This window comes from Mycobacterium sp. (assembly GCF_050701515.1).
GTDB lineage: Bacteria > Actinomycetota > Actinomycetes > Mycobacteriales > Mycobacteriaceae > Mycobacterium.
The window spans coordinates 39543-59217 of record NZ_JBOGDB010000045.1 but is presented as its reverse complement, the minus strand read 5'-3'; the positions used below and the strand labels follow the sequence as shown (position 1 = coordinate 59217).

At 66.4% G+C, this 19675-nt stretch carries 20 protein-coding genes; 6 read left to right on the top strand and 14 right to left on the bottom strand.

Features of this window, described 5'->3' with window-relative positions:
* The coding region (locus ACRDU5_RS03725; protein ID WP_526612919.1) for a DUF4389 domain-containing protein at positions 1-453 on the bottom strand (453 nt) is incomplete at its 3' end.
* Between the two features lie 23 nt (positions 454-476).
* Positions 477-1703 carry an FAD-dependent oxidoreductase gene (locus tag ACRDU5_RS03720; protein WP_526612917.1) on the bottom strand — a complete coding sequence of 409 codons (1227 nt, stop codon included), beginning with the start codon at positions 1701-1703 and terminating at the stop codon, positions 477-479.
* Positions 1704-2143: 440 nt separating this feature from the next.
* Between ACRDU5_RS03720 and ACRDU5_RS03715 the strand changes: the two genes are divergently transcribed.
* Complete coding sequence (locus ACRDU5_RS03715) at positions 2144-4333, top strand: DUF4185 domain-containing protein (protein ID WP_526612915.1); 2190 nt, start codon at positions 2144-2146, stop codon at positions 4331-4333.
* A gap of 24 nt (positions 4334-4357) precedes the next feature.
* Here ACRDU5_RS03715 and ACRDU5_RS03710 read toward each other — a convergent pair whose 3' ends face one another.
* Together ACRDU5_RS03710 and ACRDU5_RS03705 are read right to left on the bottom strand one after the other, a co-directional pair.
* Positions 4358-4783: an Rv0313 family protein gene (locus tag ACRDU5_RS03710; protein WP_526612913.1), complete on the bottom strand. Its 426-nt coding sequence runs from the start codon at positions 4781-4783 to the stop codon at positions 4358-4360.
* A 19-nt stretch (positions 4784-4802) separates the two neighbouring features.
* Positions 4803-6518, bottom strand: a complete 1716-nt coding sequence (locus tag ACRDU5_RS03705) for an Hsp70 family protein (protein ID WP_526612912.1) — start codon at positions 6516-6518, stop codon at positions 4803-4805.
* Between the two features lie 263 nt (positions 6519-6781).
* Here ACRDU5_RS03705 and ACRDU5_RS03700 point away from each other — a divergent pair, with 263 nt between their 5' ends.
* Positions 6782-7243 (top strand): nuclear transport factor 2 family protein, encoded by a 462-nt coding sequence (locus ACRDU5_RS03700; RefSeq protein WP_526612911.1) that lies wholly within the window; start codon positions 6782-6784, stop codon positions 7241-7243.
* A 3-nt stretch (positions 7244-7246) separates the two neighbouring features.
* Here the strand turns inward: ACRDU5_RS03700 and ACRDU5_RS03695 are convergent, their stop codons facing one another.
* Genes ACRDU5_RS03695 through ACRDU5_RS03685 form a run of 3 tightly spaced genes read right to left on the bottom strand, consistent with a single transcriptional unit; the run spans position 7247 to position 9354 of the window.
* Positions 7247-7909 carry a L,D-transpeptidase family protein gene (locus tag ACRDU5_RS03695; protein ID WP_526612909.1) on the bottom strand — a complete coding sequence of 221 codons (663 nt, stop codon included), beginning with the start codon at positions 7907-7909 and terminating at the stop codon, positions 7247-7249.
* Positions 7910-7929: 20 nt separating this feature from the next.
* On the bottom strand, positions 7930-8757 hold the full coding sequence (locus tag ACRDU5_RS03690; RefSeq protein WP_526612908.1) for an SRPBCC family protein: 828 nt from the start codon (positions 8755-8757) through the stop codon (positions 7930-7932).
* 12 nt (positions 8758-8769) lie between these two features.
* Positions 8770-9354 (bottom strand): ArsR/SmtB family transcription factor, encoded by a 585-nt coding sequence (locus tag ACRDU5_RS03685; protein WP_526612906.1) that lies wholly within the window; start codon positions 9352-9354, stop codon positions 8770-8772.
* A gap of 61 nt (positions 9355-9415) precedes the next feature.
* On the opposite strand from ACRDU5_RS03685, the gene ACRDU5_RS03680 reads away from it, so the two are divergent.
* Positions 9416-10906: a bifunctional phosphatase PAP2/diacylglycerol kinase family protein gene (locus ACRDU5_RS03680; RefSeq protein ID WP_526612905.1), complete on the top strand. Its 1491-nt coding sequence runs from the start codon at positions 9416-9418 to the stop codon at positions 10904-10906.
* Here the strand turns inward: ACRDU5_RS03680 and ACRDU5_RS03675 are convergent.
* Positions 10860-11528: a phosphatase PAP2 family protein gene (locus tag ACRDU5_RS03675; RefSeq protein ID WP_526612904.1), complete on the bottom strand. Its 669-nt coding sequence runs from the start codon at positions 11526-11528 to the stop codon at positions 10860-10862. The genes ACRDU5_RS03680 and ACRDU5_RS03675 overlap by 47 nt on opposite strands.
* A gap of 129 nt (positions 11529-11657) precedes the next feature.
* Between ACRDU5_RS03675 and ACRDU5_RS03670 the strand changes: the two genes are divergently transcribed.
* Positions 11658-12140: a hypothetical protein gene (locus ACRDU5_RS03670; protein ID WP_526612902.1), complete on the top strand. Its 483-nt coding sequence runs from the start codon at positions 11658-11660 to the stop codon at positions 12138-12140.
* On the opposite strand, the gene ACRDU5_RS03665 is transcribed toward ACRDU5_RS03670, so the two are convergent.
* Positions 12141-12905 carry a trans-aconitate 2-methyltransferase gene (locus ACRDU5_RS03665; RefSeq protein ID WP_526612901.1) on the bottom strand — a complete coding sequence of 255 codons (765 nt, stop codon included), beginning with the start codon at positions 12903-12905 and terminating at the stop codon, positions 12141-12143.
* A gap of 43 nt (positions 12906-12948) precedes the next feature.
* On the opposite strand from ACRDU5_RS03665, the gene ACRDU5_RS03660 reads away from it, so the two are divergent.
* Together ACRDU5_RS03660 and ACRDU5_RS03655 are read left to right on the top strand one after the other, a co-directional pair.
* Positions 12949-14157 carry an alpha/beta hydrolase family protein gene (locus ACRDU5_RS03660; protein ID WP_526612899.1) on the top strand — a complete coding sequence of 403 codons (1209 nt, stop codon included), beginning with the start codon at positions 12949-12951 and terminating at the stop codon, positions 14155-14157.
* Positions 14158-14205: 48 nt separating this feature from the next.
* A complete protein-coding gene (locus ACRDU5_RS03655) occupies positions 14206-14919 on the top strand; it encodes an MgtC/SapB family protein (protein WP_526612898.1) in 714 nt (237 codons plus the stop codon).
* Here the strand turns inward: ACRDU5_RS03655 and eccE are convergent.
* The 5 genes from eccE to ACRDU5_RS03630 are packed head-to-tail and all read right to left on the bottom strand — an operon-like array spanning position 14916 to position 19649.
* Positions 14916-15764 (bottom strand): type VII secretion protein EccE, encoded by an 849-nt coding sequence (eccE, locus tag ACRDU5_RS03650; protein WP_526612896.1) that lies wholly within the window; start codon positions 15762-15764, stop codon positions 14916-14918. The two genes, ACRDU5_RS03655 and eccE, sit on opposite strands and share 4 nt — an antisense overlap.
* Complete coding sequence (mycP, locus tag ACRDU5_RS03645; RefSeq protein ID WP_526612895.1) at positions 15761-17104, bottom strand: type VII secretion-associated serine protease mycosin; 1344 nt, start codon at positions 17102-17104, stop codon at positions 15761-15763. Before mycP ends, eccE begins: the two co-directional genes overlap by 4 nt.
* Positions 17101-18510 carry a type VII secretion integral membrane protein EccD gene (gene eccD / locus ACRDU5_RS03640; RefSeq protein WP_526612894.1) on the bottom strand — a complete coding sequence of 470 codons (1410 nt, stop codon included), beginning with the start codon at positions 18508-18510 and terminating at the stop codon, positions 17101-17103. Before eccD ends, mycP begins: the two co-directional genes overlap by 4 nt.
* Positions 18492-19361, bottom strand: a complete 870-nt coding sequence (locus ACRDU5_RS03635) for an ESX secretion-associated protein EspG (RefSeq protein ID WP_526612892.1) — start codon at positions 19359-19361, stop codon at positions 18492-18494. Before ACRDU5_RS03635 ends, eccD begins: the two co-directional genes overlap by 19 nt.
* Positions 19362-19649 (bottom strand): WXG100 family type VII secretion target, encoded by a 288-nt coding sequence (locus tag ACRDU5_RS03630; protein WP_526612891.1) that lies wholly within the window; start codon positions 19647-19649, stop codon positions 19362-19364. It lies immediately after the preceding gene.
* Positions 19650-19675: the final 26 nt, after the last annotated feature.

The following is a 19675-nucleotide window of genomic DNA, read 5'->3' as shown; positions in this document are numbered from 1 at the left end:
CCGCGAGACCGTTCCGTTGACCAGCAACCACACCGCGGCGACATAGCAAAGCACATGCAGCAGCGGCAGCATCGCCCAGGTGATGAGTATCTGAGGGAGGGCCAGCAGCCACCACTTCACCAGCACGGCCCAGTTGGTAAGCCGTTCCGGATAGTCGACCTCCAGATCGCCTGGGTAGTCCGGCCGAGACGCCAGCGTGAAAGGCGGATACTTGTCGGTGCTGTTCATCGGGAATCTGTAATTCATGACGCGCCACGACCAGCGCAGCACTCCGACGTTGAAATTGAAGATGGGCCGCGGATACCGTCCGGTGAACAGGATGGCAACGCCGGCAACCAAAGTCAGCACCGGATACACCAGGTAGAGCAATATCAATATGGGATAGTGCGGGACGGCCAGCGCCCACTTGACGAGCCAGAGCGCGCGTGAGGGCGCGTCGACTTCGCAACGTATCCGTATCGGATCGTCCGAGATGATCACCGGTTCCATGCTTGACACTTCCCGCCAAGATCTCGGCTGATCTCGGCGGATATCCGGCGGTGGCTTACCGAACTGAGAAATGTCGCCAGTGCCCAGGTCATCAACCGGTCCGGGATCATCGCTGCGGGTTTCAGTATGGACTCACCGTGCGACACCTGCAGTGACGCCACCCGGGACACGGCAGCGACTCTGCGTCGCCTGGTCTTCTCATACCAGCGGAGCGCGCTCGAGAGATCACCGTTGCTGCGGTTCGTTCCGGTCTGACAATCCGACAGCGCCTTGCGCAGTACCATCGTGTCGAGCAGCGCCTGATTGGTTCCTTGCGCGAGGGTGGGCGGCATCGTGTGCGCGGCATCGCCGAGCAAGGTCAGCGCGCCTTGGCCCCGGCGCGGAATCGGGTGCCGAAAATGCGGGTACGGCGAATCGGCCAGATCGTCGTCGGTCAATGTCATGAGTACTCGGTCGACCACGTCGGACCATCCGGTGAAATGCGACCGGATCATGTCGAGCGGGCGTTGCGGTCTGACGAAGTCAGACGACCACGGCAGGTCGAACCACCACTGCAGATCGGAGCCTCCCGCCGGCCACAGGCCGAGGTTTCCGTGCTCGCCGACGATCATCAGTGCGACGCGCTTGTCGGGGCCGTCGGGACAGGTGACAAGTCCCTGCCAGCTACACCAGCCCGTCGGCTCCGCGTCCCGCGCGCCGACCAGGTCGCGAACCGTCGAGTGCAGGCCATCGGCGCCGATTAACACGTCTCCTTCGACAGAGCTACCGTCTTCGAACTCGACCCGCACTCCGTCGTCCGTACTGACCACCCCGACCGCATTGGAGTTGCATCGAATGCGATCGGCCGGAAAGCCGTCAAGCAACCTTTCCAGCAGGACTCGACGCGGAACCATCCGAACGGGTGCGCCCAGCCGCTGCACCATCGCGGTCACGTCCAAAGTGGCGATTGGGCGGCCGGTGGATGTCACGACCCGCACGGTGGACAGCTCCTGCCCGGCCCCGTCCATATCGACGTCCAGCTGCTCCAAAACCGTTGCGCCATTGGACCAGATGGTGACGGCGCCGCCGCCGGGCTGCGGTTCCGACCGCCGTTCGAAGACGGTGACGTCGTGTCCGTCCCGCAGTAATCCCCGAGCTACCGAAATGCCGCCTACACCGGCGCCGACCACGAGGATCCGAAGCGACGGAGCCGACGGCCCGTTCGGCTTTTGCAGCAACCTTGGGGAACGCCCGTTGCCGGGCACATTTCGAAAGCGGCTGGGAAGCCCGTTCCTCCGCACGCATCAAATCTACGACGAAGTTGGGGCCCTGAACAGGGGGGATGGACTGACATCTGGGCAAGCGCCTGGTTGCAGCGGCAGGTGCGGACACGTTCTGCGGCAGGGATCAGGACTGATGGCTTTTGCGGCCGCAAAGTGGTTTCCGCATCGAATGCCGGTGCGACGAAGCGTTGCAATGTCTGGTGTTCGACCCGACCGTCCCCGATCGGCCGCCCCGGTCGGCATCCTGCCACCAAGACGCGGCACGTGCGGCCAAACGAGCAAACTATTGCGCGCGACAATTACCGCACCCTGAAATGCCGGTTTTCCGATATAAGAGCGTCACAGATGCAACACTCGTCCCAAGTCGGGGATGCATCGACCTAGGGGTAGCAATGGGTGCATCGGCTTACATCGGACGTGTCGGCGGTTTGGCCGTCGCCCTGGGGGTTGGGGCGGCCGTCGCAACCGGACATGGGGTGGCGTGGGCCTCCCCGACTGAATCGAGTTCCTCGACGTCGGAGCCATCCGCAACCGAGGGTGCGGCAACCGAGGGTGCGGGCACGGAGCCGGGTGCGACGGCCACCGACCCATCGACCGCCGAGCCGCCGGTGTCGGCGCCCTCGCAGGAGCCGCCGACGACGCGGTTGACGTCGAGGGCTACCTCCCTGTTGTCGTCGCTGACTCGTGCCGCGGAGCGGGGTATTGCGGTCAGCACCGGCGGGGCCCTAACCAGCAGGAAGGTCACCGAGAACGCCAAGTCTGATCGGGGTGACACCGAGGAGAAAGTCGTTGCCGTCGAGTTAGAAGAGGTAGAAGCGGTAACGGAAACCGAGGTTGCGGCACAGACGTCGACACGTCCCGTCGAGAAGAAGTCGTCCGGTGGACCGGCGAAGAAGTTCGCCGAGAACGCGGCCAGTCAACTCTCGACGCTCAAGTCGACGGGCGATATGCGCACCGCACATGACATCGCCGACAAAGTCGTCACCACCGGCGAGCCGGTCAACTCGGTATTGCAACGCACCGCTGTCGATTTCGCTCCAACGACCTTCCAGGCGCTGGCCGCCGGCACGACGACTCAGGAGGCCGCGCCCGTCATGATGGCGGCGTCGGACGCCCCGATTACGCAGCCGACACTGCCGCGCTTGCTGACCAATCTGTTGTCCGTCTTCGGGGTTGGCGCATTGTCCTCCAATACACCAGGCGTTCCTATCGGGTCGCCGATCGGGCTCGCGCTGCTTGCGCTCGGAGTCCGCCGGGAGTCCGAGCAGATGGCCGCCGCCCTCGCGAGGACCGCCACGAGCGGTGCCCCCGTCGCCGCGCTGACCATGACGGGTGCGCCGACCGCAGCCGTCATTGCACCGCCTGACCCGGCGACCGGCTACATCGTGACCCCGGTAGCCGTGAGCCCGAATACGGACTTCATCACCAGCCTCACCGGCCCGGGCGGACTCAACGACACAAGGGAACGCTTCGGCGTCGGAGGCACTGATCTCGGGATCATGTGGGACAACGGCATTCAGGACAACGTCACCACCGAAGTCAGCGAGCATCAGGTGCTCATCGCGTTCGGCGATACCTTCTACAACGACGTGCCGGTACGTACCGGGGTGTGGCGGAACAACACGCTGTTCCGCAGCTCGGACAATGTTCTGTCCAACGGGATTTACGTTCGGGACGGCCACCCGACGGACGACTTCGCCGGCGCACCATTGGTTTTCAACCAAGAACTGCAGCGATACATCTTCAAGCAGGTCATCGCCAATGAACGCTATGCGGTCGGACCCGACATTACGATCATCCCGACTTCCGGCATCTCCGCTCCCTACCCGAACGCCTACGGCTCGAGGCAGTATGCGAACTTCATGTCCGTTCGATCCTGGGACACCCCTGGCCGGTGGACGACGAACTACTCGGGCATCGCATTCTCCGACGACAACGGCGAAACCTGGCACGTCGCGCCGGAGAGCATTCGCGCGGCCGCGGCGGGCAGGTCCACCAAGCGGTTCGTCTCCGGCAACCAGAATTTCCAGCAGGGTGCCTTCGTCAAGCCACCGGCGGGTTCACCGGACGCCGCGGCGGGCTGGGTCTACTCGTACGGCACGCCGTCGGGCCGCGGCGGCACCGTCTACCTATCCCGGGTCAAGCAGGATCAGATCCTGGATCAGACCAAGTACCAGTATTGGAACGGGTCGACGTGGGTGGCCAACAGGCCGTCCGCGGCGACCCCGATCCTGCCGGGGACGACAACCAGTTTCTTCGGCTTCTTCAGGCGCACGACGTACCCCACCGCCGGCGAGATGTCGGTGCAGTACAACTCGTACGAAGGGAAGTACGTGATGCTCTACACCGACCAGAACAACAACGTCGTCATGCGGAAAGCGGACGCGCCGCAGGGGCCGTGGTCGCCGCCGACCACGTTGGTGACGTCCGCGCAGATGCCCGGACTGTATGCGCCGATGATCCATCCCTGGTCGTCGACCGAAAACGTCCCGGAGGCGGACAGGCAGTATCTCTACTGGAACCTGTCGACCTGGGGTGACTACCAGGTGAAGACGATGCGCACCGACCTGAGCAAGGTGTAGCGCTCGGCCGGTTAACCGACGAGGCTATTCGGACGCGTCTTGCGAGTCGTCTTGCGCGTCGTCCGGCGAGTCGTCCGGTGAATCGTCCGGCGAAGTGTCCAGCACGCTCACCGCGATCCCGTACGGCAGGAAACGCACCTTGCGCGCGGCATCGGTGTTGTTCTTGTTGGCGCGCAGCGCGTCGAGTTCGGTGGCATACACCTCTTCGACGTGAGCGCCGCCGTCCCCGTCGACGGTGTAGATCGCCCACACACCGTCGCCGGTCTCGCCGGTGGTCTCCGGCTCATGCCTACCGCGGCGGGTGAACTCGTCGAAGAGAGTGCTCCACCCGGCCCGTTCACCGGTCACGTCGAGGAGCTTGCCGAACGCGTCGCGCAGTCCCTCGCCGGCCTCACGGATAACTCGATCGAAGTCGTCCGGGTCGAACCCGAACGGCCCATTACTACTCATCCATCCAGTGTGCCACCTGCTACCGGAAAGGCGGCGGCTGATTGGGCGGCGCCTGGTTAGGGACCTGGATCGGGATCGGCACCGGCACGAACGGGACATTCACGTAGGTCGTGGTCATAGTCGGCGTCGTCGTCGTGGTGGTGGTTGTGGTGGTGCTCGTCGTCGTGGTGGTGGTCGGCGATGTCGTGGTGGTGGTCGGCGATGTCGTTGTGGTGGTGGTTCTCGTGGTGGTGCTGGTCGGCTCGGTCGTGGTCGGGGTGGGCGACGGCGACGGTGGTGGCGCGGCGCTGGTAACGGTCTCTTCGCTGGGTGGGGGCACCGAAGCAGGTGGCGGCGACTCGGCGCCGGTGTTCGGCGGCGGCGGTTCGATGGGCTTCGGCGACGGCGGTTCGACGCCCGGCGATTCGGTTGCCCGTGTGCTGTCGGTGGCGCTGGTCAGCGCGTATGCCACACCGCCGACGGCGATGATGGCGATAACCGCGGCCACCCCGATCGCGAGCTGGGGCAGCCGGTGCCACGGCCTCGACTCGGCCTCGATCGGCCCGGTCGGTTCTACGTACTGAATCGGCGGCCGGCCCCCGGAATCGGTGAGCTGGTAGGGATTTTCGCCGGTGTAGGGCACCGGCTCCTCCTCCGAGCCGTCTTCCTGCGACCAAGCCAAAGCGCGGAATGTCGCAGAACCGACAGCGTCGGGCGTCTCGTCGAACACCGGCGCTGCGGTGGCGACGCCGGTCGGTGCGTCTGCGTCCGGCCCGAAGGCCGCGAATAGCGCGGCACCCACCGCGGCGTTCAGCGCAGGTTTCGGCGTGGCGACCACCGGGACTCCGGTGTGCTCGGAAAGACGTTGAGTAACAAGGGGAATGCCGGCACCGCCACCCACGATGGCAAGGCAGGCCAGATCGGCCGGGGCCATCCCGTTGCGCTCGCTCATCTGGCCCAGCGTTGTGATGACACCCTCCAGCGGTACCCGGATCAGATTCTCGAGATCACTTCGGGTCAGCCGAATGTCAGTGCGGTACCCCGGCAGTTCGGCGACCAGCTGGGTGGCCGTTTCGGCGGACAGTCGCTCCTTGGCCAGCCGGCACTCCTCACGGAGCCGGGTGAGAGACCCGACCGCGGCGGTGCCGGCCGGATCGACGTCACCCGATTCGGCGATGCTGTCCAGGACGTGAGCCAGCAACGCCTGGTCAATCTGGTCCCCGGAGAACTCGGTATACCGCAGAGTCTCGTCGATGGGTTCGAACGACGACGCGGCGTCGGCCAGAGTGATGCCGGTGCCACTGCCACCGAAATCGAGTAATGCCACCACACCGCGCACCGTCAATCCGGGGTTTGCCTGCAGGGCGGTCAACGCGGCGACGGCGTCCGAGACCAGCCGTGCCGGCACACCGTTCTGCGACAGGTTCGAGCTGGTGCCCAGGGCGTTCCGGAATGCCCACAGCGTCGCCGATCCCCAGTGCGCCGGGACCGCTATTGCCACCTCGGACGACGTCGAGGGTCCACCGGCGGCGTGCACCATCAAGTCGAGGGCCTCGACCAGCAGCGCCTCGGCGAGGTAGCTGGTCCCGTCGGGGGTGACCAGCGGGATCGGGTCGCCAACGCGCTCGACGAAGCCGGTCATCGTGACGCCCGCTTGGCCCAGGGTCAGCACCGAGCGGCGCGTAACTGGTTGATTGCCGACACGCGCCGCGACCAGGTTCGTTGTCCCGACCGACAACCCCAAAGGGTCGCTCATAACGGCCCACACGATAGCCCCAGCACGGGCATAAGTTCGTCCGACACTCCGTCATAACGGCGTTTGAACAGCGTTCCGCCAGCATGCTTTTGGACGGCTTTGGCAGCGGGTTTTGCAGTGGTATTCGCTCGCATCGCAACCCCGACGATAATGATGGCGGCGGGACTCGGTCGGGCGGGGTGGCCGGCCCCATCGTCGTCCATGCTCAGGTACCGGTAGCCGGACTCTATGCGGCAAATCGGCCGTGTGTTGCAATGTCGGGCATGGGTGACATCGACGAGATCAAACGGGTGAAGTACCGCTACCTGCGGGCGCTGGACACCAAGCACTGGGACGAGTTCGCGGAAACGCTCACCGAGGACATCGTCGGTGACTACGGAACCTCGCTCGGCGAGGAGCACCACTTCACCGACCGGGACTCATTGGTCGAGTTCATGCGCACGGCGATGCCGGCCAACGTCATCACCGAGCACCGGGTGACGCACCCCGAGATCGACGTCGACGGCGACGAGGCCACCGGCACCTGGTACCTGCAGGACCGGGTCATCGTGGCCGAATTCAACTTCATGCTCTTCGGCGCGGCCTTCTACCACGACCGATACCGGCGCACTCCCGACGGGTGGCGGATCAGCGCCACCGGATATGAGCGTACGTACGAGATAAATATGTCCACCGAGTCCATCACCAAGTTCAAGGTGAAACCTGGTGAGGCGCTGAATATCTGAGCATCACTGGGTTACTGCGATCAACGCGCCCGGTCGCAGCCAGCGGATGATTTCGACCAGGGTGCCATCGTCGATCGCGACGCAGCCGGCGGTCGGGCCGCCGTCGGTAGCGTGCAGGAAGAACGCACCGCCGTTGCCGGGTACGCGTTGCTTGTTGACGCCCATCACCACCGCATGCACGTACTGCGGAATCTCGAGGTTCTCGGTCCCGCTCGCGGGATCGGTGTTGAACGGGCACTGCGCCTTCTCGCACACCTGCATGGTGTTGTAGGTCGGGCTCTTCATATCGCCGTCCCACCAGTGGTCGGGCCCGACCTGCACGTACTGCAGACCACCGCCGGGATTCGAAGCAGTGCCGAAGGCGAAGTCAAGCGTGAAGATGCCCATCGGGGTCTTCATTTCGCCGTCGTGGGTTTCCGGGGCCATGCCGTTCGCACCGATGAACGCGGGAATACCGACGCGGATCGGTTGCCATCCGGCGGCGGTGCGTTGGAAGACATCGACCTTCGCCGACGAACCACCCGCTCCCACAACCGAAATCACCTGGGTGGCGTTGCCCACCTTGGGGGCGAACCACGGTGTGTAATCGGCGTGGCCCGCGGGCGCCGCGACGGCTGCAAGCCCCAACAATGTCATCGCTAACAGCGGTACCAGCCAGCGGCGCACGCGCTAATGGTTGCACACGATCAGGTCTTCACCGTGTCACGTGGGCGAAGTTCGGCGAGCCATCCACTCCACTTCGGCTGTTCGGAGGCGGCGGTCTGGGCGGCGGCGGCGCCGTAGAAGAAGGCACTGACGATGCCGCTTGCCTCGTCACCCATCTGGCAGGTGCCGATCACCGCGACGCCCTCGGCGGGCTCGTCGATGCGGATCATCAGCTCTCGTGACTGCATGTCCTGGTGCACCCGCTCGATGACGCCCGCCAAACGTGGGGCCGCAGACGGGGTCTCGCGGCGCTCGCCGACGTTTGCGCCTGCCATGTTCAAGGCGGTGGTGAGCGTCGACCACGCCTCGGCCTGATCACCGCGATGACGCATAATCGCGCGGACGGCGGCGGCGGGCTTGCCGGCGAAGTTCCTCAGATACACCCGGAGCACCTCGAAGAATCCGGGCCAGCCGGTTTCGAAGCTCTCCAGTTCGTCGTCCCAGTCATCGCGGGAGGTGAATAGGCTGTGCACCATACGCACGACGCATCGGTCGCCCGAGTGGCTGGTGATGACGACTTCGGTGGCCACCGGCGGAGCATCTCCGCTCCAGCCGGTCTCTTCGTAGGCGAACCGATACGGCGGCTCCCACGCGGTGACCGATCCGGAAGATGAGGCCTCACCGCAATTCTCGTCGCCGAAGTCGAAAGCGATCGCGCCACCAACGCGTTCGTCCACTGTTGTCGGGGTGAACCACGCGCTCATTCCCGGACCCGTTGCGATCGCGTGCCAAACCTGCTCCGGCGTGCCCGGCACCAGGAACTCCATCTCGACCCAGCGGCGGCCGGAATCGTCTTTCTTCAGGGGCATTTCGTTATCCTCCTAGGTTTCTACGGGCATCGGGTACGCCGCCAGCACCAAACGGTGCGGACGGCCACGGGGAGTCGTTTCGTCGTGATAGCGGGCGACCAGCGAGGTGATCGCTTCGGAGAGCTCGCGGGTGAAATCGGCGCGCTCGGCGGGCGACCGGAAGCGGACCGCGGTATCGATCGACAGCGTCGTTAATCGCTTGTTCTTCTCCCGGGACGTCCGCCATAGCTCGCCGACTTCGCGGACCGCGCGTGCGGCGACGGCGATGAGATAGCTCGCCGACAGTCGATCGCTGGCGCGACCCGGGTCCGCGGCCACCGGCCCCAGCGCACTTGGCGAAACCACATACATCGCCGCGTTGGCGACCAGAAGGCGCTCCGTCAGGCCGCCCCACCGCCGTTCGCCGGCCACCGACACGAGGTCGTGCGCCTCCAGAGCACGCAGGTGATAGTTCACCTTTTGGCGCGGGATGCCCACGCGGGTGGCGAGGGTCGCCGCGGAGGCCGGCTCGCAGAGTTCGGCCAGCAGCCGACTCCGAATCGGATCCAGTGCGCTGGTCGCCGCATCCGGATCCGTGATGACCTCGACGTCGAGCATGTCCCCATGCTGGGCTTGACAAGAAATATTGTCAAGAGTTCGCGGCGGATATGTTGGGTCCATGGACGTTGGGCAGTTGGGTAATCGAAAGGGCCTGCGGCGCATCACGCAGGGCCTCGGAGCACTCGATCGCGAGATCTTCGAGGCTATTGCGGAGTCCCCGACGCCGCTGCTCGACACGATGATGCCGCCGCTGACTCGCGCCGCCGACCATTCGAAACTGTGGCTCGCCATTGCGGCGGGCCTGGCGGCCACCGGTAAGTCAACCGCCCGGCGCGGTGCGGTACGGGGAGTGATCACCCTGGCCGCGACCAGCCTGTTCACCAACCAGGTGGCCAAGCGAATCAGCCAACGGCCGAGGCCGACATTCGATTCTGTGCCGCTGCGGCGCCGCACCCGGCGACGCCCGACATCCAACTCATTGCCCTCTGGGCATTCGGCCAGTGCCGCCGCCTTCGCGGTCGGCGTCGGGTTGGAAAGCGCCCCGCTGGGCCTTCTGCTGGCGCTACTGGCCGGCCTCGTCGGCCTGTCCCGCGTCGCCACCGGAGCGCACTATCCCGGCGACGTGTTGGCCGGCTTCGGTTTTGGCGCGTCGATCGCCGTGCTCGGTTCGCGGTTGGTGCCGCCGATGGTGCGAACCAGGTTGCCCGCGGCCGATCCGCTTCGGGTGGACACTCCGGAACGCCCGGATGGAGCCGGCGTTGTGCTGGTCATCAACCCGACATCGGGCAGCGGAACGGGTGCCCAGGTCATCGACGACGTTCGGCAAGCACTGCCCAGGACCGAGGTCGTTGAACTCCGCGACGATGACGACATCAAGCAAGTGCTGCGCTCGGCGGCCGAGCGGGCCGAGGTGCTGGCCGTCGGCGGCGGCGACGGCACGGTGTCCGGCGCCGCCGAGATCGCCGTCGAGGCCGGCGTTCCGCTCGCGGTGTTGCCAACGGGAACCTTCAACCACTTCGCCAAGGACGTCGGCTGCGACACCGTCGCCAAGACAATAGCGGCGATCCGCAGCGGCAGCGTCGCGTGCGTGGACCTTGTCTGCCTCAACGAAGACCAGATAGTGGTCAACACCGCGAGCATCGGCGCCTATCCGCAATTCGTCCGCACCCGGGAGAAACTGGAACACCGAATCAGCAAGCCGCTGGCCGGAATCTACGCCATGTTCCACACGTTGCGGCGCGATGAGCCGGTGCGAATCTCCTACGACAACAAAACCCTGCAGACCTCCCTGTTCTTCTTGGGCAACTCGACGTATCTGCCGTCGGGATTCGCTCCGTCGATCCGGACCCGGATTGACGACGGCCTGATCGACGTCCGGATCCTCGAGACCGGCCGTCACCTCTCGAGGCTGCGCGTCCTGACGGCGCTGGCGCTGGGCCGGCTGGAACGCAGCCCGCTCTACCACGAGCTGCGCGTCCCGGAGTTCAGCTTCACGGCCGTCGACGGACCCACACCGCTGGCCCGCGACGGCGAAGTTGGAATCGAATGCGAGAAAGCGAGTTTCAGCGTGCGCTATCGGGTGCTTCCGGTGTTTTGTCCGGAGAAGTGAGCCTCGGCGGGGCCAGTACCAACAGGCAAACCGCGAAGTACAGGTAGCCGAGCGCCCATCCGGCCACCACGTCGGAAACGTAATGCACGTTCAGCACCACCCGGCCGATGCCGATCGCCACCACGACTATCGCACCGAGAGCGATCAGCCAGCCGCGTAGCGGACGCCGCACAATCGGCAGGACCACGGTCAACAACGCCAACACGCCGATCATCACGCCAATCGCATGGCCGGACGGAAACGACGTCGACCATGCGTACACCAGCGCCTCGGGAGGTCGTGGACGGTTGGCGGCGGATTTGGCGACCTCGGTGAGGAGCCCGCCGAGTTCGACCGTGATCACCAGGAACAGTGCGGCGCGAAGATTGCGGTGCACCAATGCAATCACGATGAGCACCACGGCGAGCAATCGGAACGCGGCCGGGCCCGCAACGGTGCAGAACACATCCCAGAACGTGACCCAACCGGGGTGGGCAACCCCGTAGCGATGCAGGCCGTCCAGCACGAACGTGTCGATGGCATCGAGCCAGTGCCAGTGCATCGCATAGCCGATCCACATCAGCGCATACACCGCCAGTGCCGCGGCCGCCAGACCGACGATCCACGCTTTCCGCAGTGCCACGCACTACCAGTACCACGTGTAACACCACCCACATGCGGGTCGATATCTCGTGTAGCCCCGTGTTGCGTCAAAACCCGACTCAGATGGCAACACGGGGCTTTTATTTACCGCTGCCGCTACGGTGCCCTTATGGCCGTGTTTCTGCGAAAGCTGCTCCGCATCGGTGGGTTGCCCGCTGAACTGCGCGCCGAAGTCGAAACGGAGGGCATCATCCATCTCGCCGAGTACCTCCCGGTCACTCGCCGGTTCACCGGGTCGGTTCCCGGCAAGAGGTCGGTCGGCAATGTCGCCAGCTACGTGGGCTCGCTGGTGTTCACACCACAGCGCGTGCTCGGCACATTGTCATCGGTGCCAAAGCTGGCCAGCCGGACCATCGACCAACGCTGGGACGCCGAGCAGACCGGAACCGTCAAAGCGGACATCTCCAATACCGGGCTGCACCTTGAGGTCAACATCGCCGAGGTCGACCCGAGGTTCAACGGTCAACTTTCCCTGCACTACAAGGACGCCATCCCCGACGACGTCCTGATGCGACTGCCACGCCGGTCGTTGGCCTTCGACGTGCCACCGGAGTACGTGTTGCGCGCCGTGGGAGTACCCGCCCGCGGCTGATCAGCTCACCTGGGCGACCACGAAGACGCGGCGGAACGGAAAGAACGTCCGGCCGTCCGGCCGCGTCGGGTAGGCCTCGTCGAGCATCGGGATGAGCTGCTGGCGGAACTGCTGCCACGCTTCCTCGGACAGCCGATCGATGACCGGCCGCAGTGCGGTGCCGGTGATCCAGTCCAGCACCGGATGCTCGCCGGTCAACTCGTGGGTGTAGACGGTTTCCCAGGCGTCGACCTGGCAGCCGGCGTCGGTAAGCAGGTTCGCGTACTCGACCGCCGTGTTGACCACCTTGCCGTCCCGAAACGGCATGTCGCGCAGCCTGTTTGCGAAGGGCTCCCGCCGGGCGACCGCACGCACCGCTTCATGTGAAGGCGCCTCGAAATTGCCGGGCACCTGCATAGCGATCCACGAACCTGGGGCCAGCGCGCCGGCCCACCGGACCAGCAGCTCGGCGTGTTCGGGCACCCACTGCAGGGTGGCGTTGCTCAGCGCCACGTCGGTGTCCGGCTTGGGTTCCCAGGCCCGCACATCACCGACCTGTGCGTCCACGCCGCGCTCCCGGGCGGATTCGACCATCTCCGCTGAGCTGTCCCATGCCTCGATCACCGCGTCGGGCCAGCGCTCGGCGAGGGCGAGCGTGAGATTGCCCGGCCCGCAACCCAGATCGACCACCCGGCGCGGCTTCTCGGCGCCCACCCGCGACATCAGGTCGAAGAACGGACGGCCGCGCTGATCCGCGAAAGCCAGGTACACGTCAGGATTCCACATGTCGACAGTGTTCCAGCCAGACGGCCCGGGATACCATCGGGCGGTGTCAAGTTCGCGGCCGCCCGACGCTGCCCCGGTCGATCCGCCCATCCCCGTTCCCGACGTCCTCGGTGCCGACGCCACCGCGCGGGGACTGCCTCGACGCGTGGACCTCACGCTGCGGCAACGGCTCATCGTGGATTCCTCGGCCATCGCCGACCTCGGCCTGCGAACCGCGATCGCGTCGCTGGTCGGCGTCGCGATGTTGCCGCAGGTCGCCCGGGCCGCACTGAACGGGTCGGGGGCGACGGCACAGCGTGATGCGCTGCGGTTCTACGCCGAGCTGGGCGCCGCGCGGGATCCCGCGGCGTCGTTCCCCGCGCCCACCGAGGTGCCACGGGTGTCGTCGCGCCCAGCCAACCCGATCGCGGAATGGATGGCCCGCGGCCGGGTGCACAACATCCGGTTCAACAGCAGTTTCGAGACGGTCAACCCGGCCCTGCGGGACCGAGGCCGCTCGTATCAGCGCAACAACGTCGTGCACGCCCAGCACTGGCGACACGACGACGGCCCCCACCCGACGCTGTGTCTGATCCACGGCTTCATGGGTTCGGCGTATCTCTTCAACGGCTTGTTCTTCTCACTGCCGTGGTTCTACCGGTCGGGCTACGACGTGCTGCTCTACACCTTGCCGTTCCATGGCCGTCGTGCCGAAAAGTATTCGCCGTTCAGCGGTTACGGCTTCTTCGCCAACGGGTTCGCGGGTTTCGCCGAGGCGATGGCCCAGGCCGTGCACGACTTCCGGTCGCTGATCGACTATCTGGAGTTCACCGGCGTCGACCGGATCGCGCTGACCGGAATGTCGTTGGGCGGCTACACCTCGGCGTTGATCGCCGGCGTCGACGACCGGATCCAGGCCGTCATCCCCAACGTTCCGGTGGTCACCCCGGAGTCCGCGTTCGACGAGTGGTGGCCAGCCAATAAGCTGGTGGCCCTGGGCAACCGGATAACCCGCACGGACCGTGAACTGTTGACCGGCGCGTCGATGTACCACTCGCCGCTGAACTACCCGCCGTTGGTGGCAAAGGACCGGCGGCTGATCATCGCCGGCCTGGGCGATCGACTGGCCCCGCCGGAGCAGGCCGAGCTGCTGTGGGAGCACTGGGACCGCTGCGCGTTCCACTGGTTCCCCGGCAACCACATACTGCACGTCAGCCAGCCGGACTACCTGCGCAGAATGACGCGCTTCATGCGCGATTTCATGTTCGGATAGCGCGTGTCTGGCCGTGCACTGTGCGTGGGCGGCGGGATGATCATGGGCATGATCGCAATCGATTTGATGGCCCGGGTGGGACTCGCCACCGCGCTCGGCATCGCGATCGGCGCCGAACGCCAGTGGCGGTCCCGGATGGCCGGGCTGCAGACGATGGCACTGGTCAGCATGGGTTCGGCGCTGTTCCTGATCCTGAGCGCCTACAGCTTCGAAGAAGAAGACCGGTTGCGGGTGGCCGCACAGATCGTCACGGGCATCGGCTTTCTCGGCGCCGGCGTCATCATGAAGCAGGGACTGTCGGTCACCGGCCTCAACACCGCCGCCACGCTGTGGTCCACCGCGGCCGTCGGCGCGCTGGCCGGCGCGTGGATGTGGCGGGAGGCCATCGCCGGCGCGGTGATCATCGTCGCCGCCAACGGTTTCCTGCAGCCGTTGGGCGGGGTGATGGACCGCAAGACGCTAGCAGGTCGGGAAACCCCGCCCGCCGACTACGTTTTCGAACTGATCGGCAAGGCCGAGGTCGAGGGCGCACTGCGATCACTCATCGTGCACACCGTGCCCCAACCCGGCATTGTGTTGAGGTCATTGCAGTCGTTCCCGACGAAGTCGCCCGACGAAGTGGGGCTGCGGGCGGAACTGTCCGCAGCCAAGCGCGACGACAAAGCCTTGGAGGAGGCCGTCGCGACGCTCAGCGTGGATCCCCGGGTGGTGTCGGTCCGGTGGACGATTGGTCATGAGGGCGCGGCAAGCTGGTCCGGTTAGCCGAGGCGTTGGACCGAAAGCGGATGCAACGCTTCCAAGGCTGGCCGCTGCCGTCCACGCTGCGGTGTCAGTCCAGGCAGCGGTGCGCTCGCCGGCCGCTCGTCGGTGCGAATGGCACAGCCGGCTACGACCGTGGGCTTCGTTGCGGTGCCGGAGAATTCCAGTGCGGTCCATATCTCACGTGACTCATGCGAGCGTACCGCCGACAGCGTCTGGTCCAGACTATCGTCTGCCGCGACGCGGTAGGCGGCGACGTACCCCGATTCGGTGCGCACGCCGCGCCACGTCTCCTTCCCGGCCGGCAACGCCGGAACCTCGCTCACGTCGGCAATCCGCGCGCTGCAACCGATCTCGCGAAGGTGGTCGGCGAGCCGTCGTACCGCGACCTCGGCGGTCTCGCGCAACGGGATATCGGGCGATCGCGCCTGCAGCGCGGCCAGGTTGTCGGCCGCATCCAGCGTCAGCCCGATCCACTTGGCGCGCGCTGGGCCGGCATCCCAGCCGGTGATCCGAACCGAATCTGCGCGGATGCCGTAGCGGTCCAGGTATCCGGCAATGACCGCGAGCGGCAGATCCTGCTCAGCGGACTCCGGGGCAACCCGCAGCAGGGCGGTGGTGCGGGTACGGGGCGTCGACCGGCGCCGGCCTCCGGATTGGTTGCGGCGCCAGACCGCTAGGCGGCGGGCAAGCAGCGTGGTGAAGAACGATCCGCGCCACCTGGCGAACAGGATGATCACCGCTGCCACGGCGATACCCAATAGCCACCGGTCGGTGGTGGATGGCCATGGGTAGGCCATGGCCGCCGGCACAATGAACAACAACGCCAGGGTGATCCGGACGGTCATGCGGTGGTGTCCTTCCGTCGGTGCGCTGCGATCGCCGCGGTGGCCAGCACGACCAATGCGAGTGCGCCGCTGCCGGCGAACGCGACGATGCGCGGTGTGGGATTCTCGGCGGGCGGCGGCGGAGGCGCGGCTATCTGCCTGGTCTGCGCAAGTGCGGGCTCCTCGAGAGGCACCTCCCAGGTGAGTGCGGCCACCGGATCGACACTTCCGGCTCCGACGAGGCTCGACGGCGACCTGGCCGCGCCGTGCGCGGTCGCGGTGATCCGGCGCACCACCTGTGCGGCGGTCAGATCGGGAAACTTGCTGCGTACCAACGCCGCAACACCGGACACATAGGCCGCGGCATAGCTGGTACCACTGATCGGGAAGAGCTCTTGGCGGTCGTTGGGCAGTGCATTGGCCAGGCCGCCGCCATTGCTCACCGAGGCGACGTTCTCACCGGGCGCCGCGATACGCAGCCACGGCCCGGCCATGGTGAAGTCCGAGGGCTGGCCGGCCGCGGTAAGTGAACCGACGGAGAGTACATAGGGCTGCCACCACGACGGGATCGATATCGACGTGACACCCGGCCAGTCGGGGACCGCATTCGATTCGCACGCCGATCCGCTTCCCACGCCGGAGCGGTTGTTGCCCGCGGCGGCCACGACGACGGCATCCTTTTGTACCGCAGCGTATTCCAGTGCCGCGCCGAGCTCCGCTTGCTCGATGGTCTTGTTGGCCGGCACGCAGGTCACCACCGATATGTTGATGACGCGGGCACCGAGGTCCGCCGCGCGCACGATCGCCCGCGCGAGGCTGCTGACATCCAGCGCCGCGCGCGCCAACGCGGGATCGCTTCCCGGTGTGCGCGGTGCGAACTTCGCCGATGTCTGCCGGATGGCGATCAGCCGCGCGGCCGGCGCAACCCCGGAGAAGCCGTCGTCGCCGGGTTGACCGGCGATCAGGCCGGCGACCAATGTGCCGTGACCGTCGCAATCGGTCAATCCGTCGGTTGACTCGACGTAATCGCCGCCGGGATCGACGTTCGGCAAGCGTGGGCCGGGCTGCACCCCGGTGTCGATGACCGCAACGGCCTGGCCTTCGCCCCGAGAGTGCTGCCAGGCATCGGAAAGGTTCAGCGCCAACTGGTTTGGGCTGACGGCTTCCGGATCGGTGTTCGGCAGCACAGCGGCCGTCGTGCACGGGCTGCGCTGCGCCATCGGCTGCGGCGGACCCGTGTTTCCGGCCGGGGGCGTTACCTGCGGGTCCAGGGCCGGCGGGCTGATCGCGACCGCATTCGGACATGCGATCAGTAGCACCACCAGAGTGGCTGCCAGGGAACAGATTCCGGCTCTGATCACCGATTCAGCACCCAGGCGAACAGTCCGACCAGATACGCCACCACCGGGATCAGCGAGGCGTCGATGCCGGCGGCGGCAAAGCCCACCAGCCGCCGCATCGGCAGCGAGTAGGTCTCCGGCGCGGCGATCTTCGGGTTCAATGCGACGAGGGCCCACGCCGCCACCAATGCGGCTAGGGAGATGAGCGTCCACCATGCCGCGGGGTAGCGACCCGTCACCGCGAACGTCACCAGCAGTGCAACGGTCAGTAGATACGAATGACTCAGCAGCCACGCCTTGCACGCGGCGGTGTCCCAGACCCGCGCCCGCAGCGTCGCTCCGGCGGCGGCGGCCACCACCAGGTACCACACCCACACGCTCGGCGATTGGTTGGGTAGGCCGACGACCAGCAGTGAACCCGCAACCGCCAGGAGTACCCCGGCGGCGATGAATCCGGTCTGGTGCGCTTCGCCGACCCGCACTCGCCGGGGCAGGTCTTCGAGCACCCGCAGCGGTTGCGCGGACGGCGTCGGATCGCCCGGCGCGGGAATCACCGGCAGCGGGAACCGCGCCCACAGCGCCGAAAGTTGGGCGGCTTGCACGGTCACCAACAGCGCCAGCACGATCAGCCCGCAGCCGACGCTCTGGATCGACAGGTGCCACAGCGTGGCAACGGCCGCGGCGAGGAGCACGCCGAAGCCCGTCACCGCAGCGCCGGTGAAGAAGGCGATCGCGCGTTCCGCGACGATGAGGCTGATCAGCGACCACGCGGCCACCCCCGCCGCACCCAACAGCAGCTGGGGGGCACCGAAGTCACCCGGTACCGCAAATGCGAAGGCCGCCGCCACCGGGGCCAGCGCCGTAATGGACAGTGCAACGGCCAATTTCGGTGAGCGGTTCCGGACGAGCAGGCTGGCCAGGACGGTGACCGCCGCAACCGCGCTGACCGTGATCAATCCCACCAGCTGGCCGGTGACGACGCGATGCGCGACCGCCAAGCCGGTGGCGGCGAGGACCAGGCCGACGACCGCGAGCGCAGCGGCGCGCTGGATGTGGGTAGCACCCCACGGCCGATCCCGAGCCGCAGAGAAGATCACCGCGGCGTCGGCGATGTCTTCGACAATTGGCGGGGCGGGCGAGCCGACCGGCACCGCCTGCAACGCGAGCAGATCGCCGTCGACGACACCGACGGTATCCAGGGTGGCATCCAGACTGAACGGCGCACCGCCGATCGGGGCCAGGCTCAGTAGAACCGGGTTGTCTTCGTCATCGTCTCCCGGGAGCGCCAGGCGCTGCACCGCGGGCAGGATCTCGCGCAGCGGCAGCTCGGCGGGCAACGCCATCTCGGTCAGCCGCCCGGGGGCTTCTGACCCCGAGCCCGCCAGCACGGCCACCCGGACGATCGGTATCACAGTGGTATCGGACATTGTTCTCCCTGGTTTGCCGTTCTTTCGTCGAAGTCACGGGTGAGCCTGAGGTCGGGAAACCAGGAGCCGTCCGGGAGCGCGGCGGTCAGCCGGTCGACGGCCGCGGCGATCGCAAACGGCGTACCGGAGGCGAAGGTCGACACCCACTCCCCGTCGAAGGCGCGCGTCGGGCTGACCACCACCCGGCCGGCCGGGGTGTCGACGATCCCGACGCCGACATCGGTGGTGATGCGGTGACCATCACGGTGCTGACCGGCGACGATCTCGACATAACTGCGCCGGCCGCCGTACACGGATTCCACCACCGGCCGCGCCGAGCCCGGAATGCCGAAAAAATCAAGGACTTCCGGCACCGGCGTACCGTTGCGGATCTGTTCGTCGGCCCGCGCCCCGATGCGCGCCGGCAAGGAGAACTCGGGGAACCGAGCCGGCGGTTGCGCCGTCAAGCCGGCCGCCAACACCGGGACGAGCGCCTGCGGGTGACCGATGTCCATCTCGGTGAAGGTGACGAGTTCAGCGTTGCGCAGCGCCACCACCGTTGCGTCGTTGCGGCGCGCGATGATGCCGCGCAACAGGTCTCCGTCCGCCGTGACGAACCGCATCTCGAGCCACTGCGATGCGTGGCAGGTCAACCGGATCCATTGGGCGACACCCGGATCGATCGATTGTTCGGCGGTGATGACGCCCATCTCGGTCAGCTCGGCGATCTGATCCGCGTCGAACTCGGCGCGCTCGCTGTGCTCAGAGTACGGCGGGGTGATCGCCAGCAGCCAGGGAAAGCTGCCGGCTCCAAGGGCATCCGCGATGTACCACGCCTGTTCGACGGTCAGCTCGACGGCATTAGTCAGCATCTATCCCCATTTGGCGCCTTCGGCCTGATCCCTGGCGCTCATCGACATCGTGTTCATCTCGTGCGTGCTCGCCATCGCACGGTACGCGCGCACCAATTCCTCGAGGCTGGTGTTCCATTGCGCTTGCCAGGCCTGGTAGGTGGTTCCGGTGTCGCCCTGCCAGGCTCCGGCCAGCGCGGCCTGCTCGCTGGCGATATCGGTGCCGACGGCGTGCAAAGCGGCGGCGTAACTGGACATTTCACCGGCGTGGGCCAGCATCGCCGGGTAGTTGTACATGATCTGGGACATCGCTTACGCCCTTTCGGTTGCGCGGG

Bases quoted from the DNA above. Each gene is read 5' to 3' on its own strand.
- ACRDU5_RS03690 (WP_526612908.1), bottom strand. From the start codon at position 8,757: ATGCCCCTGAAGAAAGACGATTCCGGCCGCCGCTGGGTCGAGATGGAG.
- ACRDU5_RS03680 (WP_526612905.1), top strand. From the start codon at position 9,416: ATGGACGTTGGGCAGTTGGGTAATCGAAAGGGCCTGCGGCGCATCACG.
- ACRDU5_RS03705 (WP_526612912.1), bottom strand. From the start codon at position 6,518: ATGAGCGACCCTTTGGGGTTGTCGGTCGGGACAACGAACCTGGTCGCG.
- ACRDU5_RS03670 (WP_526612902.1), top strand. From the start codon at position 11,658: ATGGCCGTGTTTCTGCGAAAGCTGCTCCGCATCGGTGGGTTGCCCGCT.
- eccE (WP_526612896.1), bottom strand. From the start codon at position 15,764: ATGACCGTCCGGATCACCCTGGCGTTGTTGTTCATTGTGCCGGCGGCC.
- ACRDU5_RS03665 (WP_526612901.1), bottom strand. From the start codon at position 12,905: ATGTGGAATCCTGACGTGTACCTGGCTTTCGCGGATCAGCGCGGCCGT.
- ACRDU5_RS03710 (WP_526612913.1), bottom strand. From the start codon at position 4,783: ATGAGTAGTAATGGGCCGTTCGGGTTCGACCCGGACGACTTCGATCGA.
- ACRDU5_RS03630 (WP_526612891.1), bottom strand. From the start codon at position 19,649: ATGTCCCAGATCATGTACAACTACCCGGCGATGCTGGCCCACGCCGGT.
- ACRDU5_RS03685 (WP_526612906.1), bottom strand. From the start codon at position 9,354: ATGCTCGACGTCGAGGTCATCACGGATCCGGATGCGGCGACCAGCGCA.
- ACRDU5_RS03635 (WP_526612892.1), bottom strand. From the start codon at position 19,361: ATGCTGACTAATGCCGTCGAGCTGACCGTCGAACAGGCGTGGTACATC.
- ACRDU5_RS03700 (WP_526612911.1), top strand. From the start codon at position 6,782: ATGGGTGACATCGACGAGATCAAACGGGTGAAGTACCGCTACCTGCGG.
- eccD (WP_526612894.1), bottom strand. From the start codon at position 18,510: ATGTCCGATACCACTGTGATACCGATCGTCCGGGTGGCCGTGCTGGCG.
- ACRDU5_RS03655 (WP_526612898.1), top strand. From the start codon at position 14,206: ATGATCGCAATCGATTTGATGGCCCGGGTGGGACTCGCCACCGCGCTC.
- ACRDU5_RS03715 (WP_526612915.1), top strand. From the start codon at position 2,144: ATGGGTGCATCGGCTTACATCGGACGTGTCGGCGGTTTGGCCGTCGCC.